This is a genomic window from Geobacillus sp. BMUD (assembly GCF_013096845.1).
GTDB classification, from domain to species: Bacteria; Bacillota; Bacilli; order Bacillales; family Anoxybacillaceae; genus Geobacillus; species Geobacillus vulcani.
Genome location: NZ_SDLA01000018.1, coordinates 14,110 through 30,767, shown reverse-complemented (window position 1 = coordinate 30,767; position 16,658 = coordinate 14,110). Strand labels below are relative to the sequence as shown.

The 16,658-nt window shown below is 52.1% G+C and carries 14 protein-coding genes and 2 tRNA genes; all 16 read left to right on the top strand.

All coding sequences use genetic code 11. From position 1 onward, the window contains the following. The first annotated feature begins 1 nt into the window (after position 1). The 16 genes from mfd (at position 2) to hpt (ending at position 16,614) form a co-directional block, all read left to right on the top strand. A complete protein-coding gene (gene mfd, locus ETC05_RS15260) occupies positions 2-3,535 on the top strand; it encodes a transcription-repair coupling factor (RefSeq protein ID WP_171661366.1) in 3,534 nt (1,177 codons plus the stop codon). Between the two features lie 209 nt (positions 3,536-3,744). After that, positions 3,745-4,281, top strand: a complete 537-nt coding sequence (gene spoVT / locus ETC05_RS15255; RefSeq protein WP_011229564.1) for a stage V sporulation protein T — start codon at positions 3,745-3,747, stop codon at positions 4,279-4,281. 276 nt (positions 4,282-4,557) lie between these two features. Beyond that, a complete protein-coding gene (locus tag ETC05_RS15250) occupies positions 4,558-6,108 on the top strand; it encodes a putative polysaccharide biosynthesis protein (protein WP_031406314.1) in 1,551 nt (516 codons plus the stop codon). A gap of 6 nt (positions 6,109-6,114) precedes the next feature. Beyond that, positions 6,115-7,575 (top strand): bifunctional methyltransferase/pyrophosphohydrolase YabN, encoded by a 1,461-nt coding sequence (gene yabN, locus ETC05_RS15245; RefSeq protein WP_031406311.1) that lies wholly within the window; start codon positions 6,115-6,117, stop codon positions 7,573-7,575. A 13-nt stretch (positions 7,576-7,588) separates the two neighbouring features. Further along, positions 7,589-7,870, top strand: a complete 282-nt coding sequence (locus ETC05_RS15240; RefSeq protein WP_031406309.1) for an RNA-binding S4 domain-containing protein — start codon at positions 7,589-7,591, stop codon at positions 7,868-7,870. A gap of 122 nt (positions 7,871-7,992) precedes the next feature. Then, positions 7,993-8,298 (top strand): sporulation protein YabP, encoded by a 306-nt coding sequence (gene yabP, locus ETC05_RS15235; protein ID WP_012820452.1) that lies wholly within the window; start codon positions 7,993-7,995, stop codon positions 8,296-8,298. After that, positions 8,295-8,927: a spore cortex biosynthesis protein YabQ gene (gene yabQ / locus ETC05_RS15230; protein WP_031406307.1), complete on the top strand. Its 633-nt coding sequence runs from the start codon at positions 8,295-8,297 to the stop codon at positions 8,925-8,927. Before yabP ends, yabQ begins: the two co-directional genes overlap by 4 nt. A 16-nt stretch (positions 8,928-8,943) precedes the next feature. Beyond that, entirely contained in the window at positions 8,944-9,315 is a 372-nt protein-coding gene (locus tag ETC05_RS15225; protein ID WP_031406305.1) for an FtsB family cell division protein, read from the top strand. 116 nt (positions 9,316-9,431) lie between these two features. Beyond that, positions 9,432-9,830: a S1 domain-containing RNA-binding protein gene (locus ETC05_RS15220; RefSeq protein ID WP_011229571.1), complete on the top strand. Its 399-nt coding sequence runs from the start codon at positions 9,432-9,434 to the stop codon at positions 9,828-9,830. Between the two features lie 179 nt (positions 9,831-10,009). Continuing rightward, positions 10,010-10,086 (top strand) — tRNA-Met (locus ETC05_RS15215). A 12-nt stretch (positions 10,087-10,098) separates the two neighbouring features. After that, positions 10,099-10,170: transfer RNA gene (locus ETC05_RS15210), tRNA-Glu, on the top strand. A 197-nt stretch (positions 10,171-10,367) separates the two neighbouring features. After that, positions 10,368-12,848 (top strand): stage II sporulation protein E, encoded by a 2,481-nt coding sequence (gene spoIIE / locus ETC05_RS15205; RefSeq protein ID WP_031406302.1) that lies wholly within the window; start codon positions 10,368-10,370, stop codon positions 12,846-12,848. A gap of 65 nt (positions 12,849-12,913) precedes the next feature. Beyond that, positions 12,914-13,654 (top strand): vWA domain-containing protein, encoded by a 741-nt coding sequence (locus tag ETC05_RS15200; protein ID WP_031406300.1) that lies wholly within the window; start codon positions 12,914-12,916, stop codon positions 13,652-13,654. Then, entirely contained in the window at positions 13,617-14,594 is a 978-nt protein-coding gene (locus tag ETC05_RS15195) for a serine/threonine protein kinase (RefSeq protein WP_171661365.1), read from the top strand. The genes ETC05_RS15200 and ETC05_RS15195 overlap by 38 nt, the downstream gene beginning before the upstream one ends. Before the next feature lie 67 nt (positions 14,595-14,661). Further along, positions 14,662-16,056, top strand: a complete 1,395-nt coding sequence (gene tilS, locus ETC05_RS15190) for a tRNA lysidine(34) synthetase TilS (RefSeq protein ID WP_031406297.1) — start codon at positions 14,662-14,664, stop codon at positions 16,054-16,056. 12 nt (positions 16,057-16,068) lie between these two features. Beyond that, positions 16,069-16,614: a hypoxanthine phosphoribosyltransferase gene (gene hpt / locus ETC05_RS15185; protein WP_031406294.1), complete on the top strand. Its 546-nt coding sequence runs from the start codon at positions 16,069-16,071 to the stop codon at positions 16,612-16,614. Positions 16,615-16,658 lie beyond the last annotated feature (44 nt).

Genomic DNA, 16,658 nt, shown 5'->3' with positions numbered 1-16,658 from the left:
GGTGCTTTCGTTGCATCGCTATTTCGCTGAAAATCAAGATGTCCGTACGATCATCGAAGGGCTCCACATCCGTTTGAAGGAACAGCTTGTCGCCGGGCTGTCCGGATCGGCCCGGTCTGTTTTTATTTCCACGCTCTACAAGGAGACAGGCCGGCCGCTGTTAGTCGTCTCTCACAATTTGTTTCAGGCGCAAAAAATGTATGACGATCTCGTTTCGTTGCTCGGGCCGGAGGATGTGCTCCTTTACTCAGTGAACGAAGTGATTGCCGCTGAGATGGCGGTCGCCAGCCCGGAACTGAGAGCTCAGCGCCTTGAAATTATGAACCATTGGGTGCAAGGCGGAAAAGGGGTCGTCGTCTGCCCGGTCGCCGGTTTGCGGCGTTTGTTGCCGCCGCCGTCGCTTTGGAAGCAGTATTTGTTCACCTTCTCCGTTGGACAAGAGTTTGATGTAGAACATTGTAAACAGAAGTTTGTGCAAATGGGGTACAAACGGGTCGGCACCGTTTCTGCCCCCGGAGAGTTCAGCATCCGCGGCGGCATCATCGACATTTATCCATTGACCGCTGAACTTCCGTACCGCATCGAGCTGTTTGATACGGAAATCGAATCGATTCGGACGTTCACCCCTGACGATCAACGTTCGCAAGGGCAAATCGAGCGCATCATGATCGGACCGGCCGATGAAATCATTCTCGATGGCGAGGCGCGGCGCCGAGGAATCGAGCGGATTGAAGCGGGGCTTGCGTCGAGTTTGGAGATGATGAGAGATGAGGCCGCCAAACAGCGGATGTATGAGCATATTCACGCTGAGCTTGAGCAATTGCGTGAGGGGCAGGAAATCGAGCAACAATATAAATATATGTCCCTTTTTTATGAAAAGGTTGCGAGTTTGCTAGATTACCTGCCAGAAGAAGGCGTATTGCTCATGGATGAAATGAGCCGGCTGCAGGAGGCGGCGGAACGATTGGATCGCGAAGAGGCGGAATGGTATACGAGTTTGCTTGACGGCGGGAAAATGATTCATGGCGTGCCGCTTTCGCACTCGTTTTCTGAATTATTGCAAAAACATCGGTTTCAGCGGGTATACTTATCGTTGTTTTTGCGCCATGTTCCATATACCCACCCACAAAATGTCGTCAATATTACGTGTAAACAAATGCAAAACTTCCATGGACAAATGGCGCTTCTTCAATCAGAAGTCGAGCGATGGAAAAAGGCAAACTATGCGGTCGTCTTTTTGGCGCCGAACGCCGAGCGCGTGAAAAAGCTGCAATCATTGCTTCAAGATTATGAGATTGACGCGCTGCCGCTCGCGCGTGATGCGGCTTTGTTGCATGGCAAATGCCAGCTCCTTGAAGGTGATCTAAATACCGGGTTTGAATTGCCGTTGCAAAAAATTGCGGTCATCACAGAAGAAGAGCTGTTCAAAAAACGAGTCAAACGCTCGGTGCGCCGGCAAAAGCTGTCCAACGCCGAGCGGATCAAAAGCTACGCCGAATTGCAAGTCGGCGACTACGTCGTCCATGTGAACCATGGCATCGGGAAATATTTAGGCATCGAGACGTTAGAAATCAACGGGGTGCATAAAGACTATATCCATATCCAGTACCAAGGCGGCGATACGCTGTATGTTCCGGTCGATCAAATCGATCAAGTGCAAAAATACGTCGGCTCGGAAGGGAAAGAGCCCAAAATTTACAAGCTCGGCGGTTCGGAATGGAAAAAGGTCAAAAAGAAAGTGGAATCATCCGTCCAGGATATTGCTGAAGATTTAATCAAGCTGTACGCCGAGCGCGAGGCAAGCAAAGGATATGCGTTTTCTCCGGACACTGAGATGCAGCGCGAATTTGAAGCGGCGTTTCCGTATCAAGAGACGGAAGATCAGCTTCGGTCGATTGAGGAAATTAAGCGTGATATGGAGAGCGACAAACCGATGGACCGCCTCCTTTGCGGCGATGTTGGCTACGGGAAAACGGAAGTGGCGCTGCGGGCGGCGTTTAAAGCCATTATGGACGGCAAACAAGTCGCCTTCCTCGTGCCGACGACGATTTTGGCCCAACAGCATTACGAAACGGTGCGCGAACGGTTTCAAGGGTTCCCGATCAACGTCGGACTGTTGAACCGCTTCCGGACGAAAAAGCAACAGGCCGAGACAATCAAAGGGCTAAAAGATGGGACGATCGATATGGTCATCGGCACGCATCGGCTGCTGTCGAAAGACGTGAAGTTTAAAGATTTAGGATTGCTCATTATCGACGAAGAACAACGGTTTGGTGTGGCGCATAAGGAAAAAATCAAGCAGCTGAAGGCGAACATTGACGTGCTCACCTTAACGGCGACGCCGATTCCGCGTACGTTGCATATGTCGATGATCGGGGTGCGCGATTTGTCGATCATCGAGACGCCGCCGGAAAACCGATTCCCGGTGCAGACGTATGTCATGGAATATACGCCGGAGCTCGTCAAAGAGGCGATTGAACGCGAGCTCGCCCGCGATGGGCAGGTGTTTTTCCTTTACAACCATATTGAAGACATCGACTTGAAAGCGGAAGAAATCGCCCAGCTTGTCCCGGAAGCGCGCGTCACTTACGTGCATGGCCGCATGTCGGAAACGGAGCTCGAATCGACGATTTTGGCGTTTTTGGAAGGGCAATACGATGTGCTGGTGACGACGACGATCATTGAAACAGGCATCGATATACCGAATGTCAACACGCTCATCGTCTATGACGCCGACCGGATGGGATTGTCGCAGCTGTACCAGCTGCGCGGGCGCGTCGGCCGCTCCAACCGCGTCGCGTATGCGTATTTCACCTATCGGAAAGATAAAGTGCTCAACGAAGCGGCGGAAAAGCGGCTGCAAGCCATCAAAGAGTTTACCGAGCTCGGCTCCGGGTTTAAAATCGCCATGCGCGATTTGTCGATCCGCGGCGCGGGCAACATTCTCGGTGCCGAACAGCACGGCTTTATCGACTCGGTCGGATTCGATTTGTATTCGCAAATGTTGAAAGAGGCGATTGAAAAACGGCGCGGCATCAAGCGGGAAGATGAGCAACCGGATGTGGTCATTGATATCGAAGTCGACGCCTATATTCCGGGCACATACATTGCGGATGAGTTGCAAAAGATTGAGATGTACAAGCGATTCAAGGCGGTCGAAACGCTTGAGGATGTCGAAGCGTTGCGAGAAGAAATGGTCGACCGCTTTGGCGATTATCCTGATGAGGTCGCCTATTTGTTCCAAATTGCTGAGTTGAAGGTGTTGGCCAAGCAGCTTGGCGTCGAATCAATGAAGCAACATAAGCAGCAAATCGATATTTTGTTTACCGAGCAGGCATCAAAAACGGTGGAAATCCAGCGCCTATCTGACGTTGGCCGTCAGCACGGCCGACTGTTCGGGTTTGGCATGGATGGAGCGAAACTGAAAATTGTGCTCTATATCAAGGAAATGAAGCCGCACGAGTGGCTGATGATTTTAGAGGAGACGCTGCGGCGGCTGTCCGGGGTGGAAAAAGAGAAGTCGGTGACGGCATAATCAAGAAAAAGTTTTAAGATGTTTATCGTTTCCTGCATGTGGCGATAATGAAGGATGGGCAATTTTATCTAAAATGGCCAAAATCACTTTCATCACGTATAGAACGTGGATTGTGAAGGATACTAATGACAACAATGGTGAATTCCTCATTAACAAGGGTTCATCGGAGTATCCTTCAAATCCTAGATGAAAGTGAGGGTATACAAGGCATGAAAGCAACCGGTATTGTTCGCCGCATTGATGATTTAGGAAGAGTTGTCATTCCGAAAGAAATTCGCAGAACGTTGCGCATTCGCGAAGGAGATCCGCTCGAAATATTTGTTGACCGCGATGGAGAAGTCATTTTGAAAAAATATTCGCCGATCAGTGAATTAGGCGACTTTGCCAAAGAGTACGCTGAAGCACTGTTTGACAGCCTTGGCCAGCCTGTGCTCATTTGCGACCGCGATGTATACATCGCTGTCGCTGGCGTTTCGAAAAAAGAGTATATGAACAAAAGCGTCAGCCCGTTGGTGGAAAAAGCGATGGAAGACCGCAATTCCATCCTCCATACGGAGGAAGGGGAAGTCGAGCTCGTTGACGGGATGACGGAAACGTTGAAGTCGTATACGATCGGTCCGATTGTCGCCAACGGCGATCCGATCGGAGCAGTCATCATTTTATCGCGCGAAAAAACGCTCGGTGAAGTGGAACATAAAGCAGTAGAAACAGCCGCCAGCTTTTTGGCTCGACAAATGGAACAATAGACGAAATGACAAAGGCAGCTTCACAGGCTGCCTTTTTTTCCGCCCGGCAAATGGGGTGTCAGATGTCCTTGGATCCTGGAATCGCTTCACATCCTGCTTTTTTCGTCCGCCTGGCTTGCGGAACAGCTCCATAAAGCCGTGCGAGTTGACCATCATCTTTGTCCAACAAGCGGAAGTTGCGCTATAATATCGAGCGTAGCTATGATGGCGCTTGGCGGCTTCCATCGCCCCCGGCGTCTACGTTGAGTGGGTTGTCTATGCGAGGGGAGAAATCCGATGGGAAACGTATGGAAAGGGGCCGCGATCTTAACGGCCGCCGCTTTGGCCGCGAAACTATTAAGCGCTTTGTACCGTGTTCCATATCAAAATATGGTCGGGGACATTGGTTTTTATATTTATCAACAAGTGTACCCGATTTATGGCATCGTCGTCGCACTCTCGCTGACGGGCTACCCGGTTGCCGTCTCGAAGCTTGTCGCCGAGCGGTTGGCGGGACAGGATGAAGCGGCCGCTGCCGCCGCCGTGCGCGTCGCTTTGTTGGTGTTAAGCGTTCTTGGCGTCATCCTGTTTGCCTCGCTGTATCGAGGGGCGGGGGTGATTGCCTCGGCGATGGGCGATGGACGGCTTATGCCGCTCGTGCGCTTGCTTTCGTTTTCGTTTTTGCTGTTTCCGCCCATCGCGTTGTTGCGCGGCTATTTCCAAGGGCGGCATGATATGACGCCGACGGCGGCGTCCCAAGTTGGCGAGCAATTCGTCCGGGTGACGGCGATTTTAGGGCTGTCGTATGGAGCGGTGCAGCGCGGCGCCGACGTCTATGCTTGCGGCATGGCGGCGGTCGCAGGAACGCTAGTAGGCATGGCGGCAGCGCTTTTCATTTTGCTTTTCTTCCTGTCCCGGCGCCAGCGGATAAAAACGGAGGGCCGCACGCCGCCAGCTTGGGATCGAGAGGTGGGACGGCGTTTATTGACAGCCGGGACGGTCATTTGCTTAACGAATATGGCGTTGACACTGATTCCACTCGTTGATTCATTTTTATTCGTTCCGCTTTTACAGGAAGCAGGGGCAAGGCTCAACGAAGTGCAGCGGCTAAAAGGAGTGTACGACCGCGGTCAGCCGCTCATTCAGCTCGGCACGGTCGTCGGCACGTCGTTTTCATTGACGCTTGTTCCGTTTATCTCCAGTTCCCGTCGCCAAGGCGCCGCTTTTGCCTATGGAGCGTTGTCCATCCGGCTCGCTGTTGTCATTGGGCTTGGCGCTTCGTTAGGGCTCATTTGCCTTATTCGACCGATCAATGCGATGTTGTTTGAAAACGATGATGGGTCAACGATGCTTGCTGTCTTGTCTGCTTCTGTCTTTTTTACGACGATCGCGTTGACCGCCTCTGCATTATTGCAAGGGATGGGGAGGGAATGGACGGCCGCTGCCGGCGTGGCGTTGGCAGTGGCGGGGAAGGTCGCGCTTATGCATTGGTTTGCTCCGCGGTTTGGAGCGCTTGGCGCCGCCGCGGCGACGATGGGTGCTTATGCGCTCATGGCGGGCTTTTTATACGCCTTTTTGCCGCGCGAATATCGGGCGGCGGGCCGGAAATACATGTACCCAACCGTGAAAGCGGCCGCTATGATGGCCGTCGTCTTGCATGGGTATCGGTGGCTGGTGGACGGTTTAGGCGAGGGGCGGCTATGGGCGGCTATCGAGACGTTTGGCGGCGTTGCCATCGGTGCTTCCGTCTACCTTGCATGTATTGTGAAAGGCCATGTTTTTTCTGAACAGGAGTTGGCTGCTTTCCCATTGGCTAATAAATTCCGTCTGCGATTAGGAGGCAGGTGATCGGCGATGAATACGATTTATGTGTTCGGCCTCGGCGCCGGAGATGTGGAGCAGCTGCCGGTCGGCGTGTACCGAAAATTGAAACAGGCGCATCCGCTCTTTTTGCGGACGAAAGAACATCCGGCAGCCAAATGGCTCGAAGGGGAAGGAATGGTGTTTACGTCATTTGATGAAGTGTATGAAAAGCACGAGCAGTTTGCGGATGTGTACGCAGAAATCGTCGATCGACTGACAGAACAGGCGAAGCGCGGCGATGTGTTTTACGCTGTTCCCGGCCATCCGCTTGTCGCCGAGCGGACGGTGCAACTTCTTTTCGAAGCTGAGCAGAACGGCGTCTGCCGAGTTGTCATCGAAGGCGGCCAAAGCTTTTTGGATGCGCTGTTTACGGCGGTGCGCATCGATCCGATTGAGGGGTTTCAGCTGTTGGATGCGACGGCGTTCCAAGGGGAAGAGTGGTCGCCTTCTCTTCATGCCGTCTTTTGTCAAGTGTACGACCCGTTTGTGGCCTCGAACGTGAAGCTTTCCTTGATGGAGCAGCTTCCTGATGATTACCCGGTCTACATTGTCACCGCAGCAGGAACGAAGGATGAACAAGTGAAGCGAGTGCCGCTTTATGAGTTGGACCGCAAGACGGGGCTTGATAACTTGACGAGCGTCTATGTGCCGCCGGTGAAGAATGAGTCGTTGCTTTACCATCGGTTTGAAACATTGCGCCGCGTCATCGCCATGCTGAGGGGGCCGAACGGCTGTCCATGGGATCGGAAGCAGACGCATGCATCGTTGAAGCGCTATTTGCTTGAGGAGGCGTATGAGCTGCTCGAGGCGATTGACGAGGGCGACGATGATCATATGGTCGAAGAGCTCGGCGATGTATTGCTGCAAGTGATGCTCCATGCGCAAATCGGCGCCGACCGAGGGTTGTTTTCGATCGACGACGTCATCCGCACACTGACGGCGAAAATGATCCGACGCCACCCGCATGTGTTTGGCGATGCCACGGCCGAGACGGCCGAACAAGTGGTAGCAAACTGGGAGAAAATCAAGGAGAAAGAAAAGGGCGATGGACAGTCGGAGTCGATCCTTGCTGACATCCCGAAAAGTCTGCCTGGGACGATGCGGGCGTACGAGCTGCAGGAAAAAGCGGCGAAAGTTGGGTTTGATTGGGATGATGCCGCGCCGATATGGCAAAAAATCGAAGAAGAAATGGCCGAGTTTCGAGCCGAAACGTCCAGCGGCCGTCGGGATCGGCTTGTCGGCGAGTTTGGCGATCTTTTGTTCGCGCTCATCAATCTCGCCCGTTATTACGGGATTCAACCGGAAGAAGCGCTGCAAATGGCCAACGACAAATTTGCCCGACGTTTCGCTTACATCGAGGAACAAGTGCGAAAAAGCGGTCGGTCGATCACCTCGTTTTCGCTTGCCGAACTCGATCGTTTTTGGGAAGAAGCCAAAGAAAACGAACGGTAAGGGGGATGATGCAATGCGCCTTGATAAATTTTTAAAAGTGTCCCGCCTCATCAAACGCCGCACGATGGCGAAGGAAATCGCCGATCAAGGGAGAGTGTGGATCAACGGTCATGTCGCCAAAGCGAGCTCCGATGTGAAAGTCGGTGATGAATTGACGATTCAATTTGGACAAAAGCGGGTAACGGTAAAAGTGACGGATCTAAAAGAAACAACAAAAAAAGAGGAGGCGGCCGGGCTGTACGAATTGATCAGCGAAGAACGGACCGCTCCGGCGCCGGAACAAGACGACGTCTAATTTGTCCTGCAGGCTTGTTCTAAACCATCCCCCGCTGACATACATATGGTACAAACAATGGATGAGAAAAGGCGGTTGGCCTTGCCAGCTTTCTATACTAAATGGAAATGCGGGGGATGAACATGAGTCGACACGATGAATTTGGCGGAAGCACGAACAAAGGTCCGGTTCAGGAACATGATGTGATCATGCGCGGCCGGCGCCTTCTTGACATCACCGGGGTGAAACAAGTCGAGAGCTTTGATAACGAGGAGTTTTTGCTGGAGACGGTCATGGGTTTTTTGGCCATTCGCGGGCAAAACTTGCAGATGAAAAACTTAGATGTCGACAAAGGTGTTGTTTCGATTAAGGGGCGCATTTTCGACCTCGTTTATTTAGATGACCATCAGGAGAAGGCTAAAGGATTCTTTAGCAAGTTGTTCAAATGAATGTCAGCATACAGCTGTACACCATGCTGGCGATGATTGGCATGGGCGGCTGGCTTGGCCTGGCGTGGGATACGTACAGCCGGATGTTGAAACGGCATGAGCGGGCGCACTGGCTCGTCTTTGTGAATGACGTGCTGTTTTGGGCGGTGCAGGCGCTCATCGTGTTTTATGTGCTTCTGTTCGTCAATGAAGGCGAGCTTCGCTTTTATTTGTTTCTCGCCCTTTTATGCGGATATGCCGCTTATCAAAGCTTGCTTCGCTTCTGGTATGTTCGGGTGCTCGAGTGGCTCATTGGGCTGGCGGTAAGACTCGGACAGACGCTCGCTCAGCTGTTCCGCCTCATGATCATACGCCCGCTCGTCCTCCTTGGGCAAATGGGGCTGGCACTTCTCTTGATCGCTTGGCGGCTTTTGCTGTGGATCGTTCGGTTTGTGCTGCTGGCTGTTTGGAAGATGATCCGCCTTTTGCTTGCGCCGTTGCGTTGGACGGGCATCATCATTTGGCGGCGGGTGCCGCCGCAAAGACGAGCCGGGGTGGAAAAATTTTTTCGCCGTTTAAAAGGATTTGCTGGACAAATCAAGAATACAAAAGAGAAAATAAGCATGTGGTTTGCAAAATGGCGCGAGTAAAAGAGGTGTAAACGCGATGAACGTGCCCCGGAGAACGAATGTGACGAAGCTGCCGTCGACGTACATAGCGGAGCATGAGGAGAAAAAGCAGAAGGCGGCGAGAAGACGGCGGGCTGTCGCTGTTCGTTTGGTTGTATGGTCGTTGTTGTTTGCGATGTTCGCCTCCGCTCTTGTCTACACCTTGCACTCGCAAGAGAAGGCGATCGATGAAAAAACGGCGGAACAGCAAAAGCTGAAAGAGCAGCTCGCCGAGCTTGAACGGAAGGAAAAGCAACTAAAAGAGGAAATGAAAAAGTTGCATGATGATGACTATATCGCCGAGCTGGCGCGGAAACAATATTACTTATCGAAAGACGGAGAAATGATTTTCGTCTTGCCGGAAAAATAATTTGCTTGCGAATGCCCGTTTTATCGGGCATTCGTCATATTGACACGCATTTTTTTCATTCGCTATAATGAAAAAAACACCATCTTTAAAGCGTTTTAAGGAGGAGCACTTTTTTTATGTCGATTGAAGTAGGCAGCAAGTTACAAGGCAAGGTCACGGGCATTACGAAATTTGGGGCGTTTGTGGAGCTGCCGGAGGGGGTTACAGGACTCGTTCACATTAGCGAGGTAGCCGATAACTATGTCAAAGATATCAACGATCATCTGAAAGTCGGCGATATGGTGTATGTCAAAGTCATCAACGTCGGCCAAGATGGGAAAATCGGTTTGTCCATTCGCAAAGCAAAAGACACGCCTTCTTCGCAGCGGCCGCGCCATCGGACAAACGACCGCTCCGCGGCGGACAGCCTAGAACAAAAAATCAGCCGATTCTTAAAAGAGAGTGAAGACCGATTGGCATCGTTGCGCCGTCATACGGAGTCGAAGCGGGGAGGTCGTGGAGCGAGACGAGGGTAACTTGCTGCTGAAAAACGATTGTTTGAAGGATGACAAATAGAGGAAACAAGCATCCGTCGTTATGGATGCTTTTTTTGTTTTCTTAATGGAATAAGAGGATACATTTTCCCTCTGCATTTTCCGCCTATATGTATTGACAATCGTCATTTCCTCCGTTATGATATTAACTGTTGTCGCACGGCGGTGTAGCTCAGCTGGCTAGAGCGTACGGTTCATACCCGTGAGGTCGGGGGTTCGATCCCCTCCACCGCCACCAACAATCAAAAATGGCCCGTTGGTCAAGTGGTTAAGACACCGCCCTTTCACGGCGGTAACACGGGTTCGAATCCCGTACGGGTCATTGCAAACGAGCATGCGCCATCAAGCGACATGCTCGTTTTTCTTTTTTTATCTCTTTCTGTCGGAACAAGCTTGTTGACCGCGTTTTGTCGTGGAAAACGTCGAACGATTTTTTATTTTTCTCTGTGGTTTTGACAAATTTCTGACAATTCAAGCGATATAATAGGGGGTAATAGAAGGTAAAGGAGAGGATCGGGAATGGAAAGAGTAGAAAGAGGGACGGTGCGCCGCAGCATTTCGGAAGTGCCAATTCGTGACACGCAGGCCACGGTATCGCGCTGGATGCGCCATGTGAAGCTGCGTCTTGGCCATCTGTTCATCCATCAAGGCTTCTTGCTTCTTCTTGTCGGCTTTTTGCTTGGACGAGCGTTGATTTTATCGAAGCTGACCCCGTTCGCTTTGCCATTTTTTGTTTCGGTCTATATGCTGCGCCGCGACAAGGCCGCTTTTGCGCTGATCTCACTGTTGGCCGGCGCTTTGACGCTGTCGCTTGATGTGGCGATGTTTGTCGGTGTTTCCATTTTTGGCTTTCTCTTTATTTACGGATGGGTGCGGAGGGTGATCAGTGAGTCACTGAAAATCGTTCCGTTTGTCGTGTTTGTGCTCTCTCTTTCGGCCAAATGGCTGATCTCCTATTATTGGCTCGGGGAGCGGACGGTCTACGGCGTTGCCATGGCGGTTGTCGAAGCCGGGCTGTCGCTTGTATTGACATTGATTTTTATGCAAAGCATCCCGTTATTGACGGTACAGAAGCATAAACATGCGTTGCGAGCAGAAGAAATCATTTCGTTGATCATTTTGTTCGCCTCGATGTTGACCGGGATGATCGGCTGGGCTGTGTACGGTTTGTCGCTCGAGCATGTGATGTCGCGCTATCTCGTTTTATTGTTCGCGTTTGTCGCTGGGGCGGCGACCGGCTCGACCGTTGGCGTTGTCACGGGGCTTGTGCTGAGCTTGGCGAACGTCGGCAACTTGTCGGAAATGAGTTTGCTTGCTTTCGCCGGCCTGCTAGGTGGGTTGCTGAAGGAAGGAAGAAAACCTGGAGTGGCGTTCGGCCTCCTCGTCGCGACGCTGTTGCTCGGTTTATACGGCGAAGGGAAGAGTGAGCTTGCGTCGACGTTGCTTGAATCCGGCATCGCTATTATGCTGTTTCTTGGTACATCTCGTTCACTGACGGAGAAAATCGCCAAATACATTCCCGGCACAGCAGAATACATCAATGAGCAACAACAATACGTCCGGAAAATCCGCGATATGACGGTGCAACGCGTCTCGCAGTTTTCCAATGTCTTTCAGGCGCTGGCGGAAAGCTTTTCGCCCGAACCGCTTCCGGATGCCAATGAATACAGCGACCGTGAAGTGGACTATTTTTTGAGCGACATCACGGAAAAAACGTGCCAAACGTGCTTTAAAAAGGCGCAATGCTGGGCGGACAACTTTCGTACAACCTATGCGTACATGAAGCAAATGATGTGCGAGGCGGACGAAAAAACATTGGTGCAAAACCATCAGTTGCTGCGTGAGTGGGAGCGGTATTGCGTCAAGGCCGGCAAAGTTGTCGACGCGATTGAAAAAGAGATGGTGGCTTATCAAGCCAACCGCAAGCTCAAACGGCAAATTCACGAAAGCCGGAAGCTTGTTGCTGAACAGCTGTTGGGTGTTTCGCAAGTGATGAACGATTTCGCCAAAGAAATGCAGAAAGAACAGGAAAACCATTACTTGCAGGAAGAACAAATTTACCATGCGCTGCAAGAGTTTGGCATCGAAGTGGGCCATGTCGACATTTACAGTTTGGAAAAAGGAAATATCGATATTGAAATGAGCATTCCTTACTGCGAAGGGCGGGGTGAGTGCGAAAAACTGATCGCGCCGATGCTGTCAGATATTTTAGGAGAGACGATCGTCGTTAAGCGTGAAGAGTGCGCCGCCTACCCGAACGGCTACTGCCGCGTTGCCTTCGGCTCGACGAAAGCATTCGTCGTCGAAACGGGCGTCGCGTTTGCCGCCAAAGGAGGGGGGTTCATTTCTGGCGACAGTTATGCAACAATTGAACTTGCTACCGGCAAGTACGCCGTTGCCATCAGCGATGGCATGGGCAATGGGGAGCGGGCGCATTACGAAAGCCGCGAAACGCTGCGCCTGTTGCAAAAGATTTTGCAGACGGGAATGGACGAGTCGATTGCCATCAAATCGATCAATTCGATTTTGGCATTGCGGACGACCGAAGATATGTATGCGACGCTGGATTTGGCCATCATCGACTTGCAAAACGCGGCGACGAAGTTTTTGAAAATCGGATCGACGCCAAGCTTCATTAAGCGCGGTGACAAGGTGATGAAAGTAGAAGCGAGCAACTTGCCGATGGGCATCATTAAAGAAGTGGAATTTGATGTCGTCACCGAGCAGCTGAAATCGGGGGATTTGCTCATTATGATGAGCGATGGTGTGTTTGAAGGGCCGATGAACGTTGAAAATCACGATGTTTGGATGAAACGGAAAATTCAAGAATTAAAAACGAACGACCCGCAAGAAGTCGCCGATTTGATCATGGAAGAAGTGATCCGCCAATGCGGCGGCAAGATTGAAGACGATATGACCGTCGTTGTCGCCAAAGTTCGGCACAATACGCCGAAATGGGCAACGATTCCGGCATACATGTATATGAAAAAGGCGCAATAGCTGGCGTATAAAAACGTTCCCCTGCGGCGATGATGGTAATACATTCGCCAAGGAGGGGAACGAACGTGCAAAAGGGAACGTTGCGACAAATTTTGCTCATTACCGATGGCTGCTCCAACCATGGTGAGGACCCAGCCGCCATGGCGGCGCTAGCCCGTGAGCAAGGCATTACGGTGAACGTGATCGGTGTATTGGATAAAGATGCGATGGATGAAACCGGGCGGCGGGAAATTGAAGCGATCGCTGCGGCTGGCGGCGGGATGAGCCAAGTCGTGTACGCGAAACAGCTGTCACAAACAGTGCAAATGGTGACGCGCCAAGCGATGACCCAGACGTTACAAGGGCTCGTCAATCGCGAGTTGAAACAAATCTTTGGTTCTGACGTTTCGCTTGAGGACTTGCCGCCGGACAAGCGCGGCCAAGTGATGGAAGTCGTCGATGAACTCGGGGAAACGGTTGCCCTTGATGTGCTCATTTTGATCGATACGAGCGGGAGCATGAAAACAAAACTGCCGACCGTCAAAGAGGCGCTCATCGATTTATCGCTCAGCTTAAATGCCCGCATGGGCGAAAATCGCTTTTCAGTGTTCATCTTCCCGGGAAAACGGTCGCACGCCGACAAAATGATCGACTGGACGCCAAGGATTGAGGAGTTGTCCACCATCTTTCCGAAATTGGCGTCGGGCGGGTTGACGCCGACCGGACCGGCACTGCGCGAGGCGATCGCCTATTTTGAGCGCAAACGGTCGTTAAGGAGCTGGATCGGCGATGGCGATGAGCCATACATCGAAGAATCGTCTTTATAATTTGCCACCAGGTACGGTCATCACTGGGAAATGGCACGGCCGTTCGTACCGGTTGCTGCGGCGGCTCGGCAGCGGGGCGAACGGCGTCGTCTATTTGGCAGAGAACAGCCGGACTCACGTCGCCATCAAGTTGAGCGATGACTATGCATCATTGGCATCGGAAATGAATATATTGCGCCGTTTTGCTAAGGTCCAGGGAGCTGCCCTCGGGCCTTCTTTGCTGGAAGCCGATGACTGGCAAAGCCCGTTTGCGCGGGAGACGGTCCCGTTTTATGTAATGGAGTATATTGAAGGGGAAAATTTCGCCTCTTTTATCCGCCGCCGCGGAAAAGAGTGGGCGCCCGTGCTCGTGATGCAGCTGCTGTCGGTGCTGGAGCGGCTGCATCAAGAAGGATGGGTGTTTGGGGATTTAAAGCCGGACAATTTGATCGTTACCGGCCCGCCGCCGTCGGTTCGACTGCTTGATGTGGGCGGGACGACGCTGCAAGGAAGGGCGGTGAAAGAGTTCACCGAGCTGTATGATCGCGGCTATTGGGGGCTTGGATCGCGCAAGGCGGAACCATCTTACGACTTGTTTGCGGCAGCGATGGTGATGATTTCTTCCTGCTATCCGGGACCGATTGAGAAAAAAGGGGACGGGCGGACGCAGCTCATGGCCATCATCGAGGCAGACCGCTTTTTGGCTCAATACAAGGATGTGTTGCAAAAAGCACTCGACGGCCGATATGCAAAGGCGGGCGATATGCGCCGCGACTTATTGGCCGCTTCTTCACGCCGGGCGTCCGGGGGCAACGAAAGACGACAGGCGGCGCCAAGGCGACAGTCGAGGCGGCAGGTGAAACGGCGCGGCAAAGCGATAGGGATGATCGAAACGGTCGTCATCGCCGCCGCATTGCTTGGTGCCTATGCCCTTTATATATACTGGCAGCTGGCGATATAATTTTTTTGAGAAAACAGGGTGAACGTGTTACGATGAAGCTGAAAGAAACGCAAAGAGGTTGACTCGGATGATCGACAAAGTGCGCGCCTTTATCAACCGGCATCAGTTGCTTTCAGAAGGAGCGGCCGTCATCGTTGGCGTCTCCGGAGGGCCGGATTCCCTTGCGTTGCTGCACGTTTTTTTGTCGCTGCGCGATGAGTGGAAGCTTCAGGTCATAGCGGCCCATGTTGACCATATGTTTCGCGGGCGGGAGTCAGAAGAAGAGATGGAGTTTGTGAAACGTTTTTGCGTGGAGCGCCGTATTTTATGTGAGACCGCGCAAATCGACGTTCCGGCCTTTCAGCGCCGCACGGGCCTCGGCGCCCAAGAGGCGGCTCGGATCTGCCGCTACCGCTTTTTTGCCGAACTGATGGAAAAGCATCAAGCCGGGTACGTCGCCGTAGGTCATCATGGCGACGATCAAGTGGAGACGATTTTAATGCGGCTTGTGCGCGGCAGCACAAGCAAAGGATACGCTGGCATTCCCGTCAAACGGCCGTTTCACGGCGGCTATCTCATCCGTCCGTTTTTGGCTGTCAGCCGGGCAGAGATTGAAGCGTATTGCCGGCAGATGGGGCTGTCTCCGCGCCGCGATCCGAGCAATGAAAAAGACGATTATACACGCAACCGGTTTCGCCATCATATCGTCCCGTTGCTGCGGCAGGAAAATCCGCGCTTGCACGAGCGGTTTCAGCAATACAGCGAAATGATGGCGGAAGATGAGCAATTTTTGGAGGAATTAGCCGCGGACGCGCTGAATAAAGTAATGGAAAAACAACATCGCGATGCGGCGCTTTCCATCAGACCATTTTTGGCGCTGCCGAGACCGCTGCAGCGTCGGGTGCTGCAGCTGCTGCTTCTCCGTCTTTATGGCGGAGTTCCGCCGGCATTGACTTCCGTACATATCGGTCATATACTGATGCTTTGTGAGCGCGGCCGTCCTTCCGGAATGATCGATCTGCCAAAAGGGCTCAAAGTGATCCGTTCGTACGACCGCTGTTTGTTTACCTTTGACGCAGAAAGCGGCGAGAAAGGCTATTGGTTTGAACTGCCGGTTCCAGCGCTATTGCCCCTCCCAAACGGCTATGCAATCATCAGTGAATTTGGGGAACACTATCCAAGAAAGCAGGCCGGGAATGATTGGTTCATCGTGGATCCTGATTCTGTCTCCTTGCCGCTTCGCGTGCGGACGCGTCGGCGCGGCGACCGGATGGCGCTTAAGGGGACGGGAGGCACGAAAAAATTGAAAGAAATTTTCATTGAAGCGAAAATTCCACGGATGGAAAGGGATCGCTGGCCGATTGTCGAAGATGCGGATGGCCGCATCCTTTGGGTGCCCGGCTTGAAAAAATCGGCTTTGGAAGCGCAAAATCGTGGGCAAGCCCGCTATATTCTGCTGCACTATCAGGCGATGAACAACTAGGAGGAAAAAAAGATGGGGATGAAAGACGATATTCAAAAAGTGTTGATCACGGAAGAGGAAATTCAGGCAAAAGTCAAAGAACTCGGCGGTTTGTTAACGAAAGAATATGACGGTTGTTTTCCGCTCGCTGTCGGCGTCCTCAAAGGGGCGATGCCGTTTATGGCTGACTTGCTGAAACATATTGATACATATTTGGAAATGGATTTTATGGACGTATCAAGCTATGGCAATGCGACCGTGTCATCCGGCGAAGTGAAAATCGTCAAAGACTTGAACACATCTGTTGAAGGACGGGATATTTTGATCATTGAGGATATTATTGACAGTGGACTGACGCTCAGCTATTTGGTCGACTTGTTTCGCTACCGGAAGGCGAATTCGATCAAAATCGTCACGCTTCTTGACAAGCCGTCTGGGCGGAAGGCGGACATTCAAGCCGATTACACCGGATTTACCGTCCCGGATGAATTCGTCGTCGGCTACGGGCTCGATTACGCGGAAAAATACCGCAACCTCCCGTTTATCGGTGTCTTAAAGCCGGAAGTGTACCAAAAGTAGAACGGCTGCTGGGCGACGGCCGAATTGTTTGTATTTAAACAAAT